21 protein-coding genes are annotated in these 18,950 nt (G+C 67.7%); 7 read left to right on the top strand and 14 right to left on the bottom strand.

Going from position 1 to position 18,950, the window contains the following annotated elements; all coding sequences use genetic code 11:
* Positions 1-47: 47 nt before the first annotated feature.
* The 3 genes from ACQHI0_RS03220 to ACQHI0_RS03230 form a co-directional block, all read right to left on the bottom strand.
* Positions 48-1,487: an LLM class flavin-dependent oxidoreductase gene (locus tag ACQHI0_RS03220; protein WP_427906443.1), complete on the bottom strand. Its 1,440-nt coding sequence runs from the start codon at positions 1,485-1,487 to the stop codon at positions 48-50.
* The gene (locus ACQHI0_RS03225; RefSeq protein ID WP_427906444.1) at positions 1,484-2,797 is read right to left on the bottom strand and encodes an acyl-CoA dehydrogenase family protein; all 1,314 of its coding nucleotides are present in this window, start codon (positions 2,795-2,797) and stop codon (positions 1,484-1,486) included. Before ACQHI0_RS03225 ends, ACQHI0_RS03220 begins: the two co-directional genes overlap by 4 nt.
* A 115-nt stretch (positions 2,798-2,912) precedes the next feature.
* The gene (locus tag ACQHI0_RS03230; protein WP_427906445.1) at positions 2,913-3,278 is read right to left on the bottom strand and encodes a hypothetical protein; all 366 of its coding nucleotides are present in this window, start codon (positions 3,276-3,278) and stop codon (positions 2,913-2,915) included.
* Positions 3,279-3,349: 71 nt separating this feature from the next.
* Here ACQHI0_RS03230 and ACQHI0_RS03235 point away from each other — a divergent pair, with 71 nt between their 5' ends.
* Positions 3,350-3,814: an anthrone oxygenase family protein gene (locus ACQHI0_RS03235; RefSeq protein ID WP_427906446.1), complete on the top strand. Its 465-nt coding sequence runs from the start codon at positions 3,350-3,352 to the stop codon at positions 3,812-3,814.
* A 64-nt stretch (positions 3,815-3,878) separates the two neighbouring features.
* Positions 3,879-4,328, top strand: a complete 450-nt coding sequence (locus ACQHI0_RS03240) for a GNAT family N-acetyltransferase (RefSeq protein WP_427906447.1) — start codon at positions 3,879-3,881, stop codon at positions 4,326-4,328.
* A gap of 19 nt (positions 4,329-4,347) precedes the next feature.
* On the opposite strand, the gene ACQHI0_RS03245 is transcribed toward ACQHI0_RS03240, so the two are convergent.
* Positions 4,348-5,010 (bottom strand): response regulator, encoded by a 663-nt coding sequence (locus ACQHI0_RS03245; RefSeq protein WP_427906448.1) that lies wholly within the window; start codon positions 5,008-5,010, stop codon positions 4,348-4,350.
* Positions 5,007-6,110: a sensor histidine kinase gene (locus tag ACQHI0_RS03250; RefSeq protein ID WP_427906449.1), complete on the bottom strand. Its 1,104-nt coding sequence runs from the start codon at positions 6,108-6,110 to the stop codon at positions 5,007-5,009. Before ACQHI0_RS03250 ends, ACQHI0_RS03245 begins: the two co-directional genes overlap by 4 nt.
* Positions 6,111-6,371: 261 nt before the next feature.
* Between ACQHI0_RS03250 and ACQHI0_RS03255 the strand changes: the two genes are divergently transcribed.
* On the top strand, positions 6,372-6,755 hold the full coding sequence (locus tag ACQHI0_RS03255) for a DUF6223 family protein (protein WP_427906450.1): 384 nt from the start codon (positions 6,372-6,374) through the stop codon (positions 6,753-6,755).
* 24 nt (positions 6,756-6,779) lie between these two features.
* On the opposite strand, the gene ACQHI0_RS03260 is transcribed toward ACQHI0_RS03255, so the two are convergent.
* The 4 genes from ACQHI0_RS03260 to ACQHI0_RS03275 are packed head-to-tail and all read right to left on the bottom strand — an operon-like array spanning position 6,780 to position 9,671.
* Complete coding sequence (locus ACQHI0_RS03260; RefSeq protein WP_427909064.1) at positions 6,780-7,406, bottom strand: MBL fold metallo-hydrolase; 627 nt, start codon at positions 7,404-7,406, stop codon at positions 6,780-6,782.
* Entirely contained in the window at positions 7,400-8,485 is a 1,086-nt protein-coding gene (locus ACQHI0_RS03265; RefSeq protein WP_427906451.1) for an S-(hydroxymethyl)mycothiol dehydrogenase, read from the bottom strand. Before ACQHI0_RS03265 ends, ACQHI0_RS03260 begins: the two co-directional genes overlap by 7 nt.
* Positions 8,486-8,543: 58 nt before the next feature.
* On the bottom strand, positions 8,544-8,762 hold the full coding sequence (locus ACQHI0_RS03270) for a three-helix bundle dimerization domain-containing protein (RefSeq protein WP_427906452.1): 219 nt from the start codon (positions 8,760-8,762) through the stop codon (positions 8,544-8,546).
* Between the two features lie 45 nt (positions 8,763-8,807).
* On the bottom strand, positions 8,808-9,671 hold the full coding sequence (locus ACQHI0_RS03275) for a hypothetical protein (protein ID WP_427906453.1): 864 nt from the start codon (positions 9,669-9,671) through the stop codon (positions 8,808-8,810).
* A gap of 320 nt (positions 9,672-9,991) precedes the next feature.
* Between ACQHI0_RS03275 and ACQHI0_RS03280 the strand changes: the two genes are divergently transcribed.
* Positions 9,992-10,759: an ankyrin repeat domain-containing protein gene (locus ACQHI0_RS03280; protein ID WP_427906454.1), complete on the top strand. Its 768-nt coding sequence runs from the start codon at positions 9,992-9,994 to the stop codon at positions 10,757-10,759.
* A gap of 23 nt (positions 10,760-10,782) precedes the next feature.
* Here the strand turns inward: ACQHI0_RS03280 and cynR are convergent, their stop codons facing one another.
* On the bottom strand, positions 10,783-11,664 hold the full coding sequence (gene cynR / locus ACQHI0_RS03285) for a transcriptional regulator CynR (protein WP_427906455.1): 882 nt from the start codon (positions 11,662-11,664) through the stop codon (positions 10,783-10,785).
* Positions 11,665-11,698: 34 nt separating this feature from the next.
* Positions 11,699-12,361: a TetR/AcrR family transcriptional regulator gene (locus tag ACQHI0_RS03290; RefSeq protein WP_427906456.1), complete on the bottom strand. Its 663-nt coding sequence runs from the start codon at positions 12,359-12,361 to the stop codon at positions 11,699-11,701.
* Positions 12,362-12,516: 155 nt separating this feature from the next.
* On the opposite strand from ACQHI0_RS03290, the gene ACQHI0_RS03295 reads away from it, so the two are divergent.
* Entirely contained in the window at positions 12,517-14,550 is a 2,034-nt protein-coding gene (locus ACQHI0_RS03295) for a CocE/NonD family hydrolase (protein WP_427906457.1), read from the top strand.
* A gap of 81 nt (positions 14,551-14,631) precedes the next feature.
* On the opposite strand, the gene ACQHI0_RS03300 is transcribed toward ACQHI0_RS03295, so the two are convergent.
* Genes ACQHI0_RS03300 through ACQHI0_RS03310 form a run of 3 tightly spaced genes read right to left on the bottom strand, consistent with a single transcriptional unit; the run spans position 14,632 to position 16,721 of the window.
* Positions 14,632-15,414, bottom strand: coding sequence for a DUF72 domain-containing protein (locus tag ACQHI0_RS03300; protein WP_427906458.1), 783 nt, complete (start codon positions 15,412-15,414; stop codon positions 14,632-14,634).
* Positions 15,415-15,423: 9 nt separating this feature from the next.
* On the bottom strand, positions 15,424-16,383 hold the full coding sequence (locus ACQHI0_RS03305) for a TIGR03557 family F420-dependent LLM class oxidoreductase (protein ID WP_427906459.1): 960 nt from the start codon (positions 16,381-16,383) through the stop codon (positions 15,424-15,426).
* A 20-nt stretch (positions 16,384-16,403) separates the two neighbouring features.
* Entirely contained in the window at positions 16,404-16,721 is a 318-nt protein-coding gene (locus ACQHI0_RS03310) for a plasmid stabilization protein (protein WP_427906460.1), read from the bottom strand.
* Positions 16,722-17,097: 376 nt separating this feature from the next.
* On the opposite strand from ACQHI0_RS03310, the gene ACQHI0_RS03315 reads away from it, so the two are divergent.
* Together ACQHI0_RS03315 and ACQHI0_RS03320 are read left to right on the top strand one after the other, a co-directional pair.
* On the top strand, positions 17,098-17,760 hold the full coding sequence (locus ACQHI0_RS03315; RefSeq protein WP_427906461.1) for a rhomboid-like protein: 663 nt from the start codon (positions 17,098-17,100) through the stop codon (positions 17,758-17,760).
* 78 nt (positions 17,761-17,838) lie between these two features.
* Complete coding sequence (locus tag ACQHI0_RS03320) at positions 17,839-18,843, top strand: YdcF family protein (RefSeq protein ID WP_427906462.1); 1,005 nt, start codon at positions 17,839-17,841, stop codon at positions 18,841-18,843.
* Positions 18,844-18,950 lie beyond the last annotated feature (107 nt).

Below are 18,950 nucleotides of genomic sequence, written 5' to 3' on the forward strand. Positions count from 1 at the left end.
GCGAACATCGACGGAGACGGCTGGAGCGCGGCTGGGGCCGGTGGCCGTCAGGCCGGAACTGTGGGTACCTCCACCGGTTCGGGACGCGACTGCTCGGGTGGCAGAGCGGTGGAACGCGGACCGCCGACGCGATACCCGGCGCCGCGGTGCTCCGGTGGAAGCCGGTCACCGGCGCCGAACAGAACATTGCGCAATGTGCCCGGCTCGTATCCAGTGCGGTAGACCCCGCGCTCGGTCAATACCGGAACAACGTGGCGCACAATATCTTCGAACGTGCCCGGCGTGATCGCGTAGGCGAGGTTGAACCCGTCGAGGTCGGTGTCGGTGACCCACTCCTGCAACAGGTCGGCGACGGTTTCGCCGGAGCCCGTGAATACCGGGCCCATGCCGCCGATGCCCGCCCAGCGTCCGATATCGCGCACCGTCCATTCGCGACCGTCGTCGTCGAATTCCTGAAACGCCGCGACCGCCGACTGGATGGCGTTGCTCTGCACGTCGCCGATCGGATCGTCGAGGTCGTAGCGCGACAGGTCGATTCCCATCCAGCCGGACATGAACACCAGCCCGCCTTCGATGCTCGCGTAGGACAGGTACTCCGCGCGTTTGGCCCGCGCAGCCTCGTCCGTCTCGTCGGTGATGATGGTCGCCAGCGCGTAGATCCGGGCGGCGTACCGGTCACGGCCCGCGGCCTCCAGTGCGTCACGAACACGCGAAACGGTCTGCGCCAGCACTCGTTTCGACGGGCCGGCGATGAAGATCGCCTCGGCGTTCTCGGCCGCGAACCGCACACCGCGCGGTGAGGCGCCCGCCTGGTAGATCACCGGCGTGCGCTGTGGCGACGGTTCGCAGACGTGGATGCCCGGCACGGTGTAGTGCTTGCCGTAATGGCCGATGTGGTGCACCTTCGACGGATCGGTGTAGACGCCGCGTTCGGCATCGCGCACGACCGCGTCGTCCTCCCACGAACCCTCCCAGAGCTTGTAGAGCACCTCGAGGTATTCGTCGGCCTGGTTGTACCGCTCGTCGTGGTCGAGTTGGTCGTCGGCGCCGAAATTTCGTGCGGCGGAGGGCAGATACCCGGTCACCACGTTCCAGCCGAGCCTCCCGTTCGTGAGGTGGTCGAGGGTGGACAGGCGGCGAGCGAACGGAAACGGGTGTTCGAAGCCGGTGCCGGTGGTGATCCCGAAACCGAGGTGCTCGGTCACCGCCGCCATCGCCGACACCAGCAGCAGCGGGTCGGCGACCGGTGTCTGCGCGCCCTGGCGCAGTGCGGCGATGTCGTTGCCGCCGTACACGTCGTAGGTGCCGAGCACGTCGGCGATGAAGATCCCGTCGAACCGGCCGCGTTCCAGCAGTTTCGCCAGCTCGGTCCAATAGCCGATGTCGGTGTAGCGGTGCGATTGATCTTCCGGGTGCCGCCACAGCCCCGGCGACTGGTGGGCGACACAGTTCATGTCGAAGGCGTTGAACCGGATCGGCCTGCTCATCGCGTCGCCTCCGCGGAAAGCGCGGCGCTCGCCTCCGAGCGAAGGTCCTTCGCCGAGGCGTCGAGCTCGGATTCCGCCGACCTGCCATCGTGTTGCGCCGCCGCGCCCGCGGTACGTTCGCCCGCACTCCACCCGAAGGGCAGGTCGGTACCGTTGAGTAGGTAGTCGCCGACCGCACGCGCTTTGAAGAGGGTGGGATTGTGCACGGAGACGGTGCGTGCGTTGCGCCAGTGTCGGTCCAGGCGTAGTCGTTCGGACACGATCGAGGCTCCGCCGAGTTCGAACAATCGCGTGGTGGCGTCGAGCACGATGTCGATCACCCCGAGTTGTGCTTGCGCGGCGGCCAATTCGGCGGCCACGAGATCCTGCTCGTCCTTCGCCCCTGCGTCGAGGACCCGGTCGAGCACATCCGCCACCGCGAGCACCGCCGCTCGCGCGGTGAACGCCGCCGCCGACAGCTTGCCGATCACCTGCTGGACAAGCGGATCTTCGCGCGGCAGATCAGCGGCGGCGTGGGTGTAGGTGCGGGTGCGCGCACTCACCCACTCTCTGGCATCGCGTTCGGCGCGTGCGGCGATCCCCGCGAGCACCGCGAGCTGCACCAGCTGCAGATAGGCGGTGCCGTAGGTGGGGCCCGCGACACCGTAACCGGGGCCGAGGACGCGGTCCTCGGCGACGATGACGTCGGTGAACTCGGTGGTGCCGCTCGCGGTGAGACGCTGCCCGAAACCGTCCCAGTCATCGTGCTGCACAACCCCATCGGCATTCGCGTCGACCAGCACGCCGAGCCGCTCACCGTCGCGGTCGGCCGCGACGAGGATGTGATCGGCGAACAGCGATCCGGTGCTGTAGTACTTCACGCCGTTGAGCAACAGTCGGTCAACGTCGCGCGTCAGCCGGGTGCGGTACCGATCGACCGCACCCACCCCCGGTTCGGTGATCGCATTGCCGACCAGGGTGCCCGCCGCGACCGCCCGCAACCACCGCTCCCGCTCCGGACCGTCCTCGGCCAGGAGCTGATCCTCGACGAACGACCAGTGCACCCGCAGTGCCTGCGGCAGGTTCGACTCGGCCGCCGCCAAGTCGATGAGCAGCCGGAACAACTGCCGCACACGCACGCCGTACCCACCGAACTCGACCGGCACCCGCAGGGCGCCGAACCTGGCCTCTTTCAGCCAGCCCACCTCGTCGAACGGCAGCCGCCGGTCGGCTTCCCGCTCGACCGCGCCTGCGGCGATCCGGTCGAAGATCGGGGCGAAGACGGCGTCCAGCTCGGAATCGGTGGTCGATGGCGCGGCGGTGGAAGTCATGGGTCCACGATCGCGCAGGGGGATGCGGGATTCACGGGTTGCGCGCAGCGCGATCACAACGGGTGCGGCACCGCTGACACCTTTCCTCGGCCGGTGAGTCGCGGAAGTCTTCGGCTCAACTCCCGCCGGCGCCGACCAGTCGTACAACGCTGTCGCGCAGCACCACCTCCGCCTCCGCCTGCGTCATCCGGCCTGACCTGACCTCGTCGCCCGCGGCATGGCTGACCGCGACGATCGCGGTGACGAGCCACTGTGCCGCCATGGCGTCATCGAACTCGCCCGCCTGCTGGCCCCGGGTGACGAGTCGAAGCAGGCGGTCGTTGACCGGGAGCTGGCGGTCCTCGTCGCGCTGCCGGGCGAAGGAACCGACATGGTGGGCCAGCGGTGACACCCGGAAGAATCGCCAGCCGACATCCAGCATGCGCAGCAGCGCGTCGGTCGCGGGCCCGCTGTCGAGGTCGGCGGCGCGCATCGCCGCCACGGCCTGTCCGGTCGTGCGTTCGACGACGGCGTTGATCAGGTCGCCGCGAGAAGCGAAGTGCGGAGATCTCCGTGCTCGTCCGAAGTATCCGCTCGCTCGCCCTGCTCACCATCGACCTCCTGGTCGGCGCATTCGGTTACGGCGCAGCCAATCTCGTCCCGACCTTCCATCGCGTCCCGCTGCAGGTGCGCCTGGAATTCCACACCGAACTGATGCAGAACAACAGCAACAGCATGCAGGCCACGATGGCCGCCGCCGCGCTGAGTTGTCTGGGTGCGGCCGTACTCGCGACCGGTCGGGACCGGATCGTCGCCGCGCTCGCCACGACACTGGTGCTCGCCTCGTTCGCCATCACCAGACTGGGCAATGTGCCGATCAACCACCGGATCAACCGGTGGGCACTCGACGGCGCACCGGCGGACTACGCCGCGATCCTCACCCGCTGGGACATATTCCATTTCCTGCGCACCGGAACAGCATTCGTCGCCTTCGCGCTCATCATCGCGCTCGTGATGTCGGCCAGACGCGACAATTAGTCCACCTCGGTGGGAACATCTCGCGATGTGGAAGGCTGTTCCGATGTCTGTAGCCCTCCGTCGCATGGCCGCGCGACAATTCCCTGCCTGGCTCGAGCGCAGTCGAGACGAATACGCCAAAGATCTTGTCGCCGTGGGTCAGACGCCCGAGGCCGCCCTGCGGCAGGCGGACGACAGCGTGGCCGGCTCATTTCCCTCCGGTGCACCGGCTCCGGGTCACGCGGTCTTCGATGTGGTCGATGATGCCGGCGACATTCTCGGCTACCTCTGGATCGGCCCGGACACGAGCCCCGACCCCGGCGCCTGGTGGATCTGGGACATCCTGATCGACGCCGACAAGCGCGGTCGGGGCTTTGGCCGCGCGGTCATGCTCCTCGGCGAGGAATATGCCCGTGAGCAGGGCGCGCACACCCTCGGCCTGCAAGTCTTCGGGTTCAACACGAGGGCACGAGGCCTCTACGAGACGCTCGGTTATGAGGCGACCTCGGTCAAAATGCACAAGCGACTGAACTGAGCTACTTCGCGGCTGAGGGTCACGGGGTTCCAGGGGTGACCAGGCCGGATTCGTAGGCGAGGACGACGAGTTGGGCTCGGTCGCGGGCGTGGAGTTTGGTCATGGCCCGGTTGATGTGGGTTTTGGCGGTGTGGGGGCTGATCACCATGTGGCGGGCGATGTCGTCGTTGGACAGGCCTTGCGCCACGAGAGTGACGGCTTCGCGTTCACGGGTGGTCAGTTCGTTCATGGCGGCGCCGGGGGTGGGGGTGCGCGGCTGGGTGAGGTAGCGGTGGATCAGGCGGCGGGTGATCGAGGGGGCGAGGAGGGCATCGCCGCGGGCGGCCACCCGGATGGCGTGGAGGAAGTCCTCTGGCTCGATGTCCTTGACGAGGAAGCCCGCGGCACCCGCGCGCAGGGCGTCGAAAACGTATTCGTCGAGGCCGTAATTGGTCAGGATGACGACGTGGACGCCGGACAGGGCCGGGTCCGCGGCGATACGGCGGGTGGCTTCGATGCCGTCGACCACCGGCATCTGGATGTCGATGAGCGCGATGTCGGGCAGGTGTTCGCGGGCAAGTTCGACGCCTTCGCGTCCGTCGGCGGCTTCGGCGACCACCTCGATGTCGTCCTCGATGTCGAGGAGTGCGCGAAAGCCGCTGCGGATGAGCGGCTGGTCGTCGACGAGCAGGACCCGAATCATGTTCTTTCCACGGGTAATTCGACGTGCACGGCGAAGCCGCCGCGGGCTCGTGGCGCGGCGTGCAGGTGGCCGCCGAGTGCGGTGACGCGTTCGCGCATCCCGAGCAATCCGACTCCGGGGACCGGAACAGCGGCGGGATTCGCGGTTCCGTCGTCCTCGACATCGACGACGAGACTGTCTGCGCCGTAATCGATTCGGACCGTGGCCGTCGCGGCGGCGGCATGGCGGGTGACGTTGGTGAGGGACTCCTGCACGATCCGGTAGACGGTCCGGTCGACCGCGACGGGCACGTTCGGGTGCGCACCTTCGATCGTGAGGGTCGTGTCGAGGCCCGCGGACCGGACACGCTCCACCAACTCGGGGACGTGGGCGAGGCCGGGGCGCGGGGAGGTGTCGTCGTCACGCAGCGCTTCCAGGGTCGCGCGCAGCTCGCGAGCCGCCTCGCGACCGGCTTCGCGGATGGCGAGCAGCGCTGCCGGGACCTCGTCGCCACGCTTGCGTGCCACATGAACAGCGGCCTCGGACTGCACCTTGATCACCGAGATCTGATGGGTGAGCGAATCGTGCAGCTCGCGTGCGATGTGCAAGCGCTCCTCGTCGGCCCGGCGGCGCGCGGTTTCCTCTGTGGTCCGTTCTGCTTCGTCGGCCCGGCGTTCGGCCTGGCGCAATGCCTCACCCGCCGCGCCCGCCGCGATCAGCCAGGCGATCTCCAGCGCGTCGCGGCCCCGAGCGAGCGATGCGGCGATGTCGTGCAGCGACAGCATGGCCGCGAGGGGTAGCGCCGCGATCAGCGCCACCGAGGCCAGTACCGCCACAACGTGGTGACCGGCCCGGACGGTGGAATACACCGCGAACAGGAACGCGACAGCGGGCAGGTCGATATCGAGCGCCTGATAGCCGAACGCGCACAACCCGGTCACGATCAGCACGGCCACCGGCGCGCGCCTGCGTTCGACGAGGGCGAGCCCGCTGATGACGAGCAACCCGTAGCCGAGGACGTCGAGGCGGGATCCGGCGGGCTCCGTGGTCAGCCCGGTGACCAGCGGGACCGCGGCCACTGCGACCGCGATCGCGCAATCGATGACTCGTGCCCTGCTCATCTGTGCACCCTAGCCCGGCTCGATCGGGACCGCGTCCAGCATCGGGATGATCCTGCGGCTACCGCGATCGTGGTAGTCCCGGCGCTACCGCCTGCCGTCGCGGTATCCCACTGCCGCCCTCGTCGCAGCGCGAATTGTCCACGGCCGCACGATGACCGAGCCCTTGTACACGTCGACGATGGAAGCAGTCACCGACGGAGCGGCCACCGCCAGCTGCCGGTACCGAGAACCCAGCGAGTGACCAGAGACGAAGGAGCACCCATGTCCATCCGCCCGCTCACCACAGCCACTGTCACCGTGGCCATCGTTCTCATCGCCGCCGCCCCTGCCTCGGCGGATACCAGCACTCTCGCCGACTCCTCTGGGATGACGACCGACCGCTTCTTCGCGACTTCGGCCGCCTTCCTCGGCCTGGCCGCCGCGATCGTGGGCGGTTGGGCCCTGGTCCGCGACGGAAATCCGATCCGATCGATCATCGCGATCGGTGGGGGCGCGGTCGCGGCGATCGTCGGCGCGATCGGCGTCGCGACCGCGGACGGCGGTCCCGGCACCGGAAACGGCATCGTCGGCGCGGCGATCGCGATCGTCCTCGGCGTATCGGCCATCGCACTCGGCGCCCGTGCGCGCGCCCGCGCCCATCGTTAGCGGGCACGCGTCACGGGGGCGAGTTCAGTGTCCTCGGGCGATCCAGTCGGCGAGTGCGGGCCGTTCGGTGCCGATGGCCGTGTTGTCGCCGTGGCCGGTGTGGACCGTCGTGGCGTCGGGGAGGGCGAAGAGCCGGTCCCGGATGGAGTCGATGATCGTGTCGAAGTCCGAGAACGAGCGGCCCGTGGCGCCGGGGCCGCCGGCGAACAGGGTGTCGCCGGTGAACAGGGCCGCGAGATCGGGGACGTGCAGGGAGACCGAGCCGGGGGAGTGGCCGGGAGTATGCAGGATGTCGATGTCGGTGCCCGCCACGGTGATTCGTGGAGTATCGGCCAGGGAGCGGTAGTCGGCGTCGGGGTGGGTCATGCGCCAGAGTGGCTCGTCGCCGGGGTGGAGCAGGACGGGTGCGTCGAGGCGCTTCGCGAGTTCCGGGGCGACGGTCACGTGGTCGTTGTGGCCGTGGGTGCACAGGATCGCGGTGACCTGGCGGTCGCCGACCGCGGCGGCGATGGCATCGGCGTCGTGGGCGGCGTCGATGACGAGCACCTCGTTGTCGTCACCGATCAGCCACACATTGTTGTCGACATCCCAGGTGCCACCGTCGAGCGCGAAAGTGCCCGAGGTGACGACTCTTTCGATGCGGGTCACCAGACCACCACCGAACGCAGCACCTTGCCCTCGGCCATCGCGGCGAACGCCTGCTCCACCTCGTCGATGCCGATCTTCTCGGTGACGAACCGGTCCAGCGGCAACCTGCCCTGCCGGTAGAGGTCGATGAGCATCGGGAAGTCGCGTTCGGGCAGGCAGTCGCCGTACCAGGACGACTTCAGTGACCCACCGTGCGAGAACAGATCGATGAGCGGCATCTCCAGCTTCATCTCCGGAGTGGGAACACCGACGAGCACCACCGTGCCTGCCAGATCGCGGCCGTAGAACGCCTGCTGCCAGGTCTCCGGGCGGCCGACCGCGTCGATCACCACGTCGGCACCGAAGCTGTCGGTGAGTTCCTTGATCCGTTCCACGACGTCTTCGCTGGTCGCGTCGATGGTGTGGGTGGCACCGAAGTCCTTGGCCCAGTCCAGCTTTCGCTGATCGCGGTCGATCGCGATGATCGTGCCCGCCCCGGCGAGGCGCGCACCGGCGATGGCGGCGTCACCCACACCGCCGCAGCCGATCACCGCGACACTGTCACCGCGCGAGACGTTTCCGGTGTTCATGGCGGCGCCGATGCCGGCCATCACGCCACAGCCGAGCAGGCCCGCGACAGCTGGGTCGGTCTCGGAATCGACCTTGGTGCACTGCTTTTCGTGCACAAGGGTCTTGTCGGCGAACGCGCCGACTCCGAGGGCCGGGGTGAGTGGGGTGCCGTCGGTGAGCGTCATCGGGACGCTGGCGTTGTGGGTGTCGAAGCAGTACCAGGGGCGCCCGCGACGACACGCTCGGCACTCACCGCAGACCGCGCGCCAGTTGAGGACGACGAAGTCGCCCTCGGCCACATGGGTCACGGCGGCGCCGACGGACTCGACCACACCGGCAGCCTCGTGACCGAGCAGGAACGGGAACTCGTCGTTGATCCCACCCTGGCGATAGTGCAGATCGGTGTGGCACACCCCGCAGGACTGGACGCGGACGACCACATCGTGCGGCCCCGGATCGGGAATCACGACATCGACGGTTTCGACCGGCGCATCCTGCGCGCGAGCGATGACCCCGCGGACGGTGTCGGGCATGCGAACCTCCTCATTGTTGACGTGAGCTACGCCAACGCTAGCGGGGTCGCGCGCCCGATCAGTCCGGGATGGGTGGGATCTGTCCGGTCGGAGTGCCGAGTTCTTCCTTCACGTGATGCTCGACGAGCAGCGGGACATAGTCGCGGATGTGCACTTTTCCGAACGCGTCGTACACGTTGTGCACGATGTCGGCGAGCTCAGCGGGTTCGATGGTGGGGTACCTGATGATCAACCGCTCGATGACCTCATCGAGCTGTCGGTTCTCGTTAGTGGTCATATGCCTGGGTTACCCGCAGACCGCGACGATCAACGGGGGCGGTGCCTACTTTTCGTCGAAAACCAGATCGGTAGGCGGGTGGGTGAGGCGGACGGTCGCACCGTCGATCACCGTGATCGCGTCGAGTCCGGTGGTGGAGTGGCCGGTCGACAGGATGAAGAAGCGGTCGGCCGCCTGGGCGAGGAAGGCGGGGAAGCCGTCGAGCGACAGGTCGCCGTCACCGAGTTCGAGGTAATCCGCGAGGCGGCGGAACAGCTTGGGGAGCAAGACGATGTCGTCGGTGAGGGAGGTCGGGGAGGTGATGGTGGCACCGGTCGTCGTCGCGTCGGCGGGCCAGACGCCGAGGCCGGCGGCCGCGGTCGAGACCGCGATGAACTCGTCGCGCAAGGCGGGGAACAGGCTGCGGTAAAACGTGGGGTAGGCCAGGCCGGTCGCCAGCTGATGGTGGTTGAGGGTGAGCCGCAGCAGCGCGACATCGACGAAGGTCTCGCTGCCCGAGTCGCCGGGTGCGGGTCCACGCCCGGCGAACGCGACGCATCGTCCGTGCAGGTCGGCGCCGCGGGTCAGGATGAAACCGGGTACGTCGGCCTGATCGGTGCTGGTCACCGTCTCGCTCGCGTTACGCACGACGCCGGTGAACCCCAGCCACGCCAGCAGCTCCCCGGCGGCGGCGTGGGCCAGTTCGAGCGGCTGGTGCATGCGGGTGCCGTGCCTGGGCGTGTAGTGCGTTTCGAGTGAGTCGATGCCGTCGAGGCGCAACTGCGCGGCACCCGAGGCGTTGCGTTTGACGCGATGCGGACCGCCGACGCGATCCCACAGGGCGGGGTCGTCAGGTCGGAAGCGGACCGAATCGCCATCGGGCTGTGCGCCTTTGGCGACGAAGACTCCGGAGATCAACAGAAACGGCATCGCGCATCCTTCGGCTCGTCGATGGTCGCCGACCCGGAACGCACGGGGAACCGCGTGGGGCGGCAGGGATCTCGACCACGCTGTCGAACAGGCATTCAGTCTGGGCACATGGTGTCGCACAGGGCAATACACACCGGTGATGGTTCCGCGCTGTTCACCCTGCGGTCACCGCGGTTGACCCGGATGCGGCGGGCGGCCGGCGGGCGCATCCCTGCTGGGCCGCGACGCATAGACGGTGTCGATGGTCGCGATCGGCGCCGCGTCCTGGACGCGGGGCGATCGGGTGGGCACGGTGGAAGGGACCTGACCAGAGGAGAGATATGAATCCGGCTCGCCCGACAGTTCGTGGCCCCCGCGCGGCCGTGCTCGCGCTCGCGATTCTCGCGGTGGGCGTCGGTGCCTGCTCCGCCGACCCCGGGACGGCGGGAACCGGCGCGTCGACCTCGGCGGCGCCGGCCGCGACCTCAGCAGGGTCCGCCGCCGCTCCGCAGGCTCGGCAGCTCGATCACACGCTGGACGACGATCTCTACGCCGCGGCAGCGGGCAACGACACCGCGCAGGTCCGTGACCTGATCGCCCGCGGCGCCGACATGGAGACGCGCGGCGACCACGGCCGCACCCCACTGGTCGCCGCCACCAAGAACAAGGCCGCCGAGGCAGCGGTGGCGCTGATCGAGGCGGGCGCCGACGTGAACGCCAAGGACGACCTCCAGGACTCCGCCTACCTGTACGCCGGCGCCGAGGGCCTCGACCAGATCCTCGAAGCGACCCTGCGCCACGGCGCCGACCTGCGCAGCGTGAACCGTTACGGCGGCACGGCACTCATCCCGGCGAGTGAGCACGCGCATGTGACTACCGTGCGAATGCTGATCGCCGCGGGCGTCGACGTCAACCATGTGAACAAGCCGCAGTGGACGGCACTGCAGGAGGCGGTCGTCTATGGCGACGGCTCTCCGCGCTACCAGGAAACCGTCACCGCACTGCTCGCCGCGGGCGCCGACCCGCAGATCCGCGACGCCGAAGGCCGCACCGCGCTGCAGAACGCCGAGCGTCTCGACCAAGACGCGATCGTCGCGCTGCTGCGCTGAGTGGACACGACAGCGGTCGAAGCTCACCGCACGTGTTCGCGCACCAATTCTGCGAACGCCGTTGCGGCGGCACTACGATGACCCTCGGCCGCGCGCAGCAGAGTGACTGTTCTGCGAGGTAAGCTGGGCCACAACGGAATTCGTGTCAGCTGTGGGTGGGTGCCGGTGACCGCCTCGGGCAGGATCGTCACCAGACTCGAAGCGGACACCGCCTCCAGCAGCGCCTGAATCGAGTCGACCTCCAAGGCGATTCGGGGCGAAATATCCTGCGCGCGCAGGTAGCTGTCGATGTGATGGCGCGTCGCGAACGACGGATTGAGCAGGGCGAGATCGTGGCCGACCAGATCGCCGGGTGCCATGGTTTCCGGTAGCGAGGGGTGGGCGGCGACGCCGAGTACCGCGGCCAGGTTCTCCTCGAACAACGCTTCGGCCGCGATGCCGGGCAGACGCGGCGGCGCGAAGGCGATGCCGAGGTCGATGCGGTCGTCGAGCAGTTCGGACTCGATGGTGTCCTGGGAGGACTCGCCGAACTCGACGGTGATCCCCGGATAGCGCGCCCGAAACCCCGCGATGAGCGGCCCCACCAGGTAGGGCGTGAAAGTGGGCGTCGCGGCGAAGCGGAGCAGCCCGCGACTCAGATCGGTGACATCGTGCACGGCCCGCTGCGCCGCCGCGACCTCCTCGACGGCCCGGCGGGCATGCGCGAGATAGGCCGCCCCGGCGTCGGTGAGCCGCACACTGCGCCCCGCCCGATCGAGCAATACCGCCCCCACGGCCCGCTCGAGCTGCTTGATCTGATGCGACAGCGTCGGCTGCGACACGTGCAGCTCCTCGGCTGCCCGGGTGAAATTCCCGTGCTCGGCGACGGCGGCCAGATAACGCAGGTGCCGGAGTTCTGGCGTCACCGCCCGAGAATACGCGCGAGCACCGCCCGCGTCGTCAACCGAGAATCGACCTGCCGTCCGGGCCGATCTTCGTCAGCACCGCGTTGACCACCAGGCACGCGCTGTCCACCACATCGGTCATCGGTTGGCGGTAGTCGTCGAGCACCCACTTCTGGGCGATGATCACGATGGCGCCGACCAGGCCGAACAGCACTGTGCGCACGCTGACGGTGGGGTGGGTTTCGAGGTCGACGTGCGGGGTGATCAGGGCCAGGCAGATGTCGACCAGGGCGTCGAGAACGCCGTAGTAGGCCCGGTCCACCGCAGCGCTCACGCCGAGGATCTCGAAGAACGCGATCCGGGGAACCCGTGGGTCGTCGAGGATGAGCTGGAAGTACGCGGTGAGCGCGACGCGCACCTGGGTCTCGACGTCGGCGTCGGGATCGCGCAGGCCGGTATGGATCGCCTCGATCATCCTGGCGGCTGTCTCGCGATACACCTCGAGCAGCAAATCCTCACTGTCGGCGAAGGATTCGTAGAAGTAGCGCTTGCCGACACCTGCCGCCGCGCAGATCGTGGTGACCGTGGTGTTGCGGTAGCCGTCGACACCGAAGGCTTCGGTGGCCGCTTCGATCAGCCGGGTGCGGCGTTCCTGCTGACGTTGCCCGGGTGCGGCGCCACGGTATCGGCGGCCGTCGTCGAGTTCGGGCGCTGTCACAGTGTCGATTCTGTCAGGTGACCGGTGCGGGATTCGCGCGGGCGCTGATCATGGCTTGCCCAGAACATGTTCTTGCGATCGAACGTGACGCGCGCTACGTTACTTCCCGGTACGGGAACGTTGTGGTTCCCGATGGTGGAGGGCTGAACCGAAGCATGATCAAACATCGTGGGCGGCTGGCTGCGCTGGTCGCATCCGTCGTCGTGTTGGCAGGCGCCGTGGCATCCGCACCGGTCGGACAAGCATCGCCGAACGCTGAGGGTCTCGACGCGCAGTTCGTCGCCACCCACAACGGGCCCCAGCAATTCCCCAATGTCTTCATCGAGTGGGATGTGCCGATCACGATGAGTGACGGCACCGTATTGAAAGCCAACGTCTATCACCCGGCCGGCGCCGACGGTCAGCCGATCGCGGAGCCGACACCCACCATCGTCAACATGACGCCCTACACCAAGCTGGTCACCAACATCGCCGACTCGGCGCTCGCGGTGCCCGGCCTGTCGGACGTGCTGATGCCGGTGCTGCAGAACCTGGACTTCTCGCCGTTCGGTTTCAGCAGCCTCAGCGACATGATGAAGGCGCTGCCCGGCGGCGCCGCCCGCACCTTCGGCGTCGACCGGAACCTGATCCGCGGCGGCTACACCCAGGTGGTCGTCGACGTGCGCGGCACCGGTTTCTCGCAGGGCACCTGGCAGGTGTTCGGCGAACGCGAACAGCTCGACGGCGTGGAAGTCGTCGACTGGGCGGCGAAACAGGGCTGGTCCGACGGCAAGATCGGGATGAGCGGCATCTCCTATTCGGGGATCAACCAGCTGCAGACCGCGCAGCGCCATCCCGAGGCGCTGAAGGCGATCTTCCCGATCGTCCCCGGTAACGACCTGATCCGCGATGTCGCCGCCCCCGGTGGCGCGCTCGGCATCGGCTTCATCCCGCTCTGGCTGCTCGCCGTCGACGGCGCGAAACTGCTGCCGGATGTGGTCGCGATCCTCACCGGCAAGTTCGACTGGACCTGGATGGCCGACCGGATCCGTGACCCGTTCACCTTCTTCAACGTGCTCATCGCCGCACTGGCCACGCCGACCGTCGAACAGATCCCACCGGAGATGGCCGCGATTCTCGACGACGAGAGCCCGCTGCGGACCGCCTGGGTCGGCGAGCCCGACAAGGTGCAGGTGCCGACCTTCCTCTACGGCGGCTGGCACGACATCTTCACCTACTCGACTCCGCGCATCTACAACGCCGTCGACGTGCCAGCCGAGCAGAAGAAGCTCATCATGGGCGACGTCTACCACGTGACGGTGAGCTCGGGCCTCGGTCAGCCGAATGCGCCCGCGCCGCTGGAATCGCTGCAGCGCGCGTGGTTCGACAAGTGGCTCAAGGGAATCGACAACGGCATCGATCGCTACGACCCGGTCACCCTGTGGCAGCAGGGAAGTGGGCAGTGGACCACCGATGTGGAGTTTCCGCGCCCTGGCATGCAGTACCGGCGGATGTATCTCGACGGCGCCTCGTCGGGGACCGCGCCGGGCGCGCGGTACGACGGCAGTTTGGTAGCCGCGCCCGGTGCGGCCCAGCGTGTTTCGGTCGATCCGAGCCTGACGACGATCTGTTCGCGGGACGCGGCGCAGGGCACGGCGGGCATGATTCCGCTGCCCGATATCTGCGCGAAGGACGCCAGGATCAGTGAGGGCGCCGCGCTCACCTTCACCACTGCCCCGGTGACCCAGCCGACCAGGATCTCCGGTGAGATCGCCGCGCACCTCAACACCGTGCTCGACACCACCGACGGCTACTGGACCGTCACGGTGAACGACGTCGCGCCCGACGGCACTTCGACAGTGTGGACCCAGGGCCAGCTGATGGCCTCGCTCCGCGCGGTCGACGAAGCCAAGTCGACCCGCTCACCCAACGGCGACTACACCGACCCCTACCCGATCCTCACCCTCGACACCCGCCAACCGATCGTGCCCGGCGAGCCGACCACCATCGACATCGGCATCCGCGCCACCGACGGTGTGCTGTTGCCGGGCCATCGGCTTCGGGTGGATGTGTTCGCGGGCAACTTCCCCAGCGGAATCCCGTTGCGGCCGTTGCTGAACGAGAGCGGGCTGCGCACCCAGCATCTCGAGCTGGATCCGTCCCGGCCGAGCTGGATCAACGTTCCCTTGGACGTCGATCCCGGCTGGTGAGCCCGGTTCACCCCGGTTCGAACAGCCTCGTCAGATCGTCGACGAATTCGGCATATGCCTCGGTGCGATCGGTCGCGGTGGTCACGACCGCGACCGTTCGTGGGTCGCCAAGTCGGGCACCCGGGTCACGTCGGCGCCCGCACCCGCCGCGAGGTGGGCGAAGGTGACCGCGTCGCGCACCGCCGCGCCACCGTGGTCGTTGTTGAAGTAGACGTAGCTGTCGTCGTCGGGCGACCAGGTGTCGAGCAGCCGATGTGCCCAGCCGCTCAGCGCCTGCTTGCCGTAGGACGGTAGGGGAGTGGCGCGGCCCGCGTGCAGGCGCAGGTAGGCCCAGTCGGTGGTTCGCCACAGCGGCGTGACCGGGCGGGAGTCGCGATCTGCCCAGGACAGTGCCGCGCCACGGGATTTCAGGACCGTGCGGATCTCGTCGGTCCACCAGGAATCGTGGCGCGGTTCCACCGCTACCCGCACCGAATCCGGGAAGCAGCGCAGGCAGGTGTCGAGGAGATCGGAGTCCGCGCGCAGGGTCGGCGGCAGCTGGAGCAGGATCGGGCCGAGTCGCTCGCCGAGGCCCGCGGCGTGGTCGAGTAGCCGCTGCACCGGTTCGGCCGGGTCGCGCAGCCGCTTGATATGGGTGAGATAGCGGCTCGCCTTCACCGCCACGACGAAGCCGGCGGGCGTGCGTTCCCGCCAGGTCGCGAAGTTCTCCCGGCTCGGCAATCGATAGAACGCGTTGTTCGACTCGACGGTCGAAAACGCCTCCGCGTACTGCTCGAGCCACAGCCTCGCCGGCACCTTCGGTGGATACAGCACGCCGCGCCAATCGCGGTACTGCCAACCGGAAGTGCCGACGTACATGGTCATGTCGGTGCCTCAGATCTCCGAGCGCAGCAGCGGCTGGAGTTCGCTGCTGTAGAAGTCGAGGAACGCGTCCATGTCCGGTCCCGCGTTCATCAGCACCACGTGATCGAAACCCGCGTCGACTGCCTTGCGCACCGCCTCGACGTAGCGTTTCGGATCGTTGCCGCAGACAAAGGACTCGAGCATGTCGTCGACTCGCACGGTGCTCGACGCGGCTTCGAAGTTCGCCGGATTGGGCAGCTCGCTCATCACCTTCCAGCCGCCGGTCGACCACCGGTTCGTCGACAGCGCGGCCTCGGCGCCTTCGCGATCGCTCTCGGCGAAGGCGACGCCCACTTCGACATAGCGCGGACCTGTGCCGCCATCCTGCTGAAAGGCCTGCACCAGTGCGGGATCCGGCGCGGTCGCGAACAGCCCGTCGCCGAGTTCGGCGGCGATCTTGGCCGCGCTGGGGCCGCCCGCCGCCACCGCGATCACCGGCAGCGTCTCCGGTAGATCGAACACCCGCGCGTCCGACAGCTCCAGAAACTCGCCGTAGTAGTTGCGGTAGCCGCCGCGCCACAACAACCGAATGATCTCGAGCGCCTCGCGCAACATCCGCTGACGGATCAGCACCGGCGGGAACTCGTGCCCGACGATGTGCTCGTTGAGCCGCTCGCCCGAACCGATTCCCAGGGTGAACCGCCCGTCCGATACCAGGGCGGTGGTGGCGGCCGCCTGGGCGATGATCGCGGGGTGATAGCGGATGATCGGGCAGGTCACGCCGGTGGCGAGCCCGATTTCCTCGGTGCGTGCCGCGATCGTGCCGAGGACCGTCCAGGCGAAGGGGGAGTGGCCCTGATTGTCGAGCCACGGATGGAAGTGATCGCTCATCTCGACGAAATCGAAGCCGACCGATTCGGCCCGAACCGCCTGTCGGACAAGTTCCTTCGGGCCGAATGCCTCGGCCGCCAATTTAAATCCGAGCTGCATGGCGAACCTTTCGCAGTGGGTCAGCCGCGGCCGAGGGCGTTGGCCAATTCCTGCTTGTTCATCTTGGAGCGGCCGTCGATATTGCGGCGCCGGGCCTCGTCGTAGAGCTGATCGCGGGTCTTGCCGCTGCCCTGGGTTCGTTGACCGCCACGTCGTTGCGAGGAACTGCCGGATTTCTTGCTGGATCCCTTTGTTTCGCCGTGCTGGGCGCGAGTCTTGTTGACCGTCCGCGCGGCGATCTCCTCGGCCCGTTCTTCGCTACGGCCACGGTCGCGCTCGGACTTCTTGATGTCTTTGTACTGGCGTTCGCGCTTGTCGCTCCACGCTTGCTGCGGCATGGCGTAGACCTCCTCCTCGATCGGTGGGCATCTTGGGTGTCGCCTACCCGGTAGCCGAGGACGGAAACAGCGGCCGGTCACGCGATGATGGCGTCCACGGTCGGTGGGCGCCATCACGGTCCGAGCCTGGCGGATCAGATGAAGAAGTTGAAGATCACGGTAGCTAGCCACTGAAAGAAGTCGATGACCATAACGGCTCACCTCCTTCCCCGAATGTCCATCCAGCTATTGCCGCTCACCGCGGGACGAAGTGTTCGAGCCGTGGTGTCATAGCTGGTTGTGGTTCCGATACCCGACATATCGTGAGTACCCGAAACTGTGTTAGCAATAACATAGCTACCTGCATGTGGTCGCATCGACCTGCCACACTTACCTGGTGGGCGCACCAGGCGGAATCGCGATTCGTGCATGGCGGTGGATCCGCAGCGCGCCCGGCACCTACCTCTGGCTCACCGCCCTCGCCGTCACGACGGTGATCATCGATCGTCTCCCGCCCGATGAAGCCGAACAGTGGCTCGGTCACCGCTCGACCAACCTGCATCACCTCGGTGAAGATCCGCTGCGGGTGCTGATCGCCAGTGCTTTCTGGACCGACGGCGGCGGATGGTTCGCCTATGTGGTGCTGTTCACCGTCTTTCACGCCAATGTCGAACGCTGGCTCGGCACCCTGCGCTGGCTGGTGGTCGTCGTGCTCGCGCATGTGGGCGCCACCTACCTCAGTCAGGGCGTGCTGCTGTGGGCGATTCGCAGCGACGACGCGCCCGAACGCGCGATGTATTTCCTCGATGTGGGCGTCAGTTACGCGCTGGCCGGTGTGGCCGCGGTGCTCGCGTACCGGGTGGTGACGCCGTGGCGCTGGTTATACGTGGTCGCGGTCCTCGCGGTCGTGCTCCCGCCGATCTTCCTGAACCGCGCGTTCACCGACATCGGACATGCGAGCGCGGCCGCCATCGGTTTCGCTTGCTACCCGCTGACTCGAGGCCGCGGGCGCGCGTGGGATCCCGCGGTAGTCCTGCGGAAATCCTCGACCGAGCGCTGATTGCTAATAGTTAGCCGACCGGCCGTGGGTGCGGGACGGGCGACCGCCGAGCGTCCTGTGCTCACTAGGGTGGGACCGGTGATCTTGCTGGCGATAGGTGTGGTTCTGCTCGGTGTGTTCGCGCTGCGCTTCCGTCAGGAGCGGCGCCGATTCAGTAATGGCGTGTTGCTGCTGCTCGGAATTCTGTGTGCCGGTGGCGCATTGATCGGTTCGGGTGCCGAAGGGGCGGGCCCCGAGATGCTGGTCTTCTTCGCGCTGGCGTTGTCGCCATTGCTCGTGCTCGCGCTGTCGGGGCTGCTGATGCTCAACGGGGTGGTGATGCTGCGCCGCGAGGGCGTGCGCGTGGCGAACCTGCTCTCCCTCGGACTCGGCGTCGCACTGTTGGTTCCGTACGTGTTGCTGGTGCTGGCGGTGATCGCCGAGTGGGAGGTGCTCGGGGTATTGCTGCTCGCGGTCGTGCTCGTCGCCGCCTACCTCGGCTTCGTGCTCGTCGCGTTCCTGTTCTATTCGCTCGTCTACGGCTGGGTGACACGTACCGACGACGTGGTCGCGATCGTCGTGCACGGCTCCGGCTTGCTCGGTGACCGGGTTCCGCCGCTGCTGGCGAGCAGGCTCGACCGTGCGCTCGGTATCTGGCGCACCGCCCGCGCGCACGGCCGGACGCCACTGCTGGTCACCAGCGGTGGCAAGGGGTCCGACGAGAAGGTCGCCGAGAGCACCGCGATGGCCGCCTACCTCGTCGAACACGGCGTGCGCGACGACGAGATCCTGCGGGAGGACCGTTCGACTACCACCCGCGAGAACCTGCTGTTCAGCCGCGAATTGCTGGCCAGACAGGGGATCGAGAGCCGCATTCTGCTGGTCACCAGCAATTTCCATGTGCTGCGGACCGCGTTGCTCGCGCGCTCGGTCGGGATCGACGCCAAGGCCGTCGGCGCGCCGACGGCCCGCTACTACCTGCCCAGCGCCATCCTGCGCGAATACGCCGGGATTCTGGCCGAGCACAAGGTGCTCAATGCCGTGCTGTGCGGGTTGCTGGTGGCGGCTCCGGTCGCGCTGGCGATCTTCGGCGAAGCCGGCTGACACATTTAGGTGTTACGTACAGTTATGGATAGTTGTATCATCGGAACTACCGAGCAGGGCGCAACGTCGCGACCTGGTGCATGGCAGGCCGTGCGCGGTTGATCGAG

This window comes from Nocardia sp. FBN12 (genome assembly GCF_050320175.1).
GTDB lineage: Bacteria > Actinomycetota > Actinomycetes > Mycobacteriales > Mycobacteriaceae > Nocardia.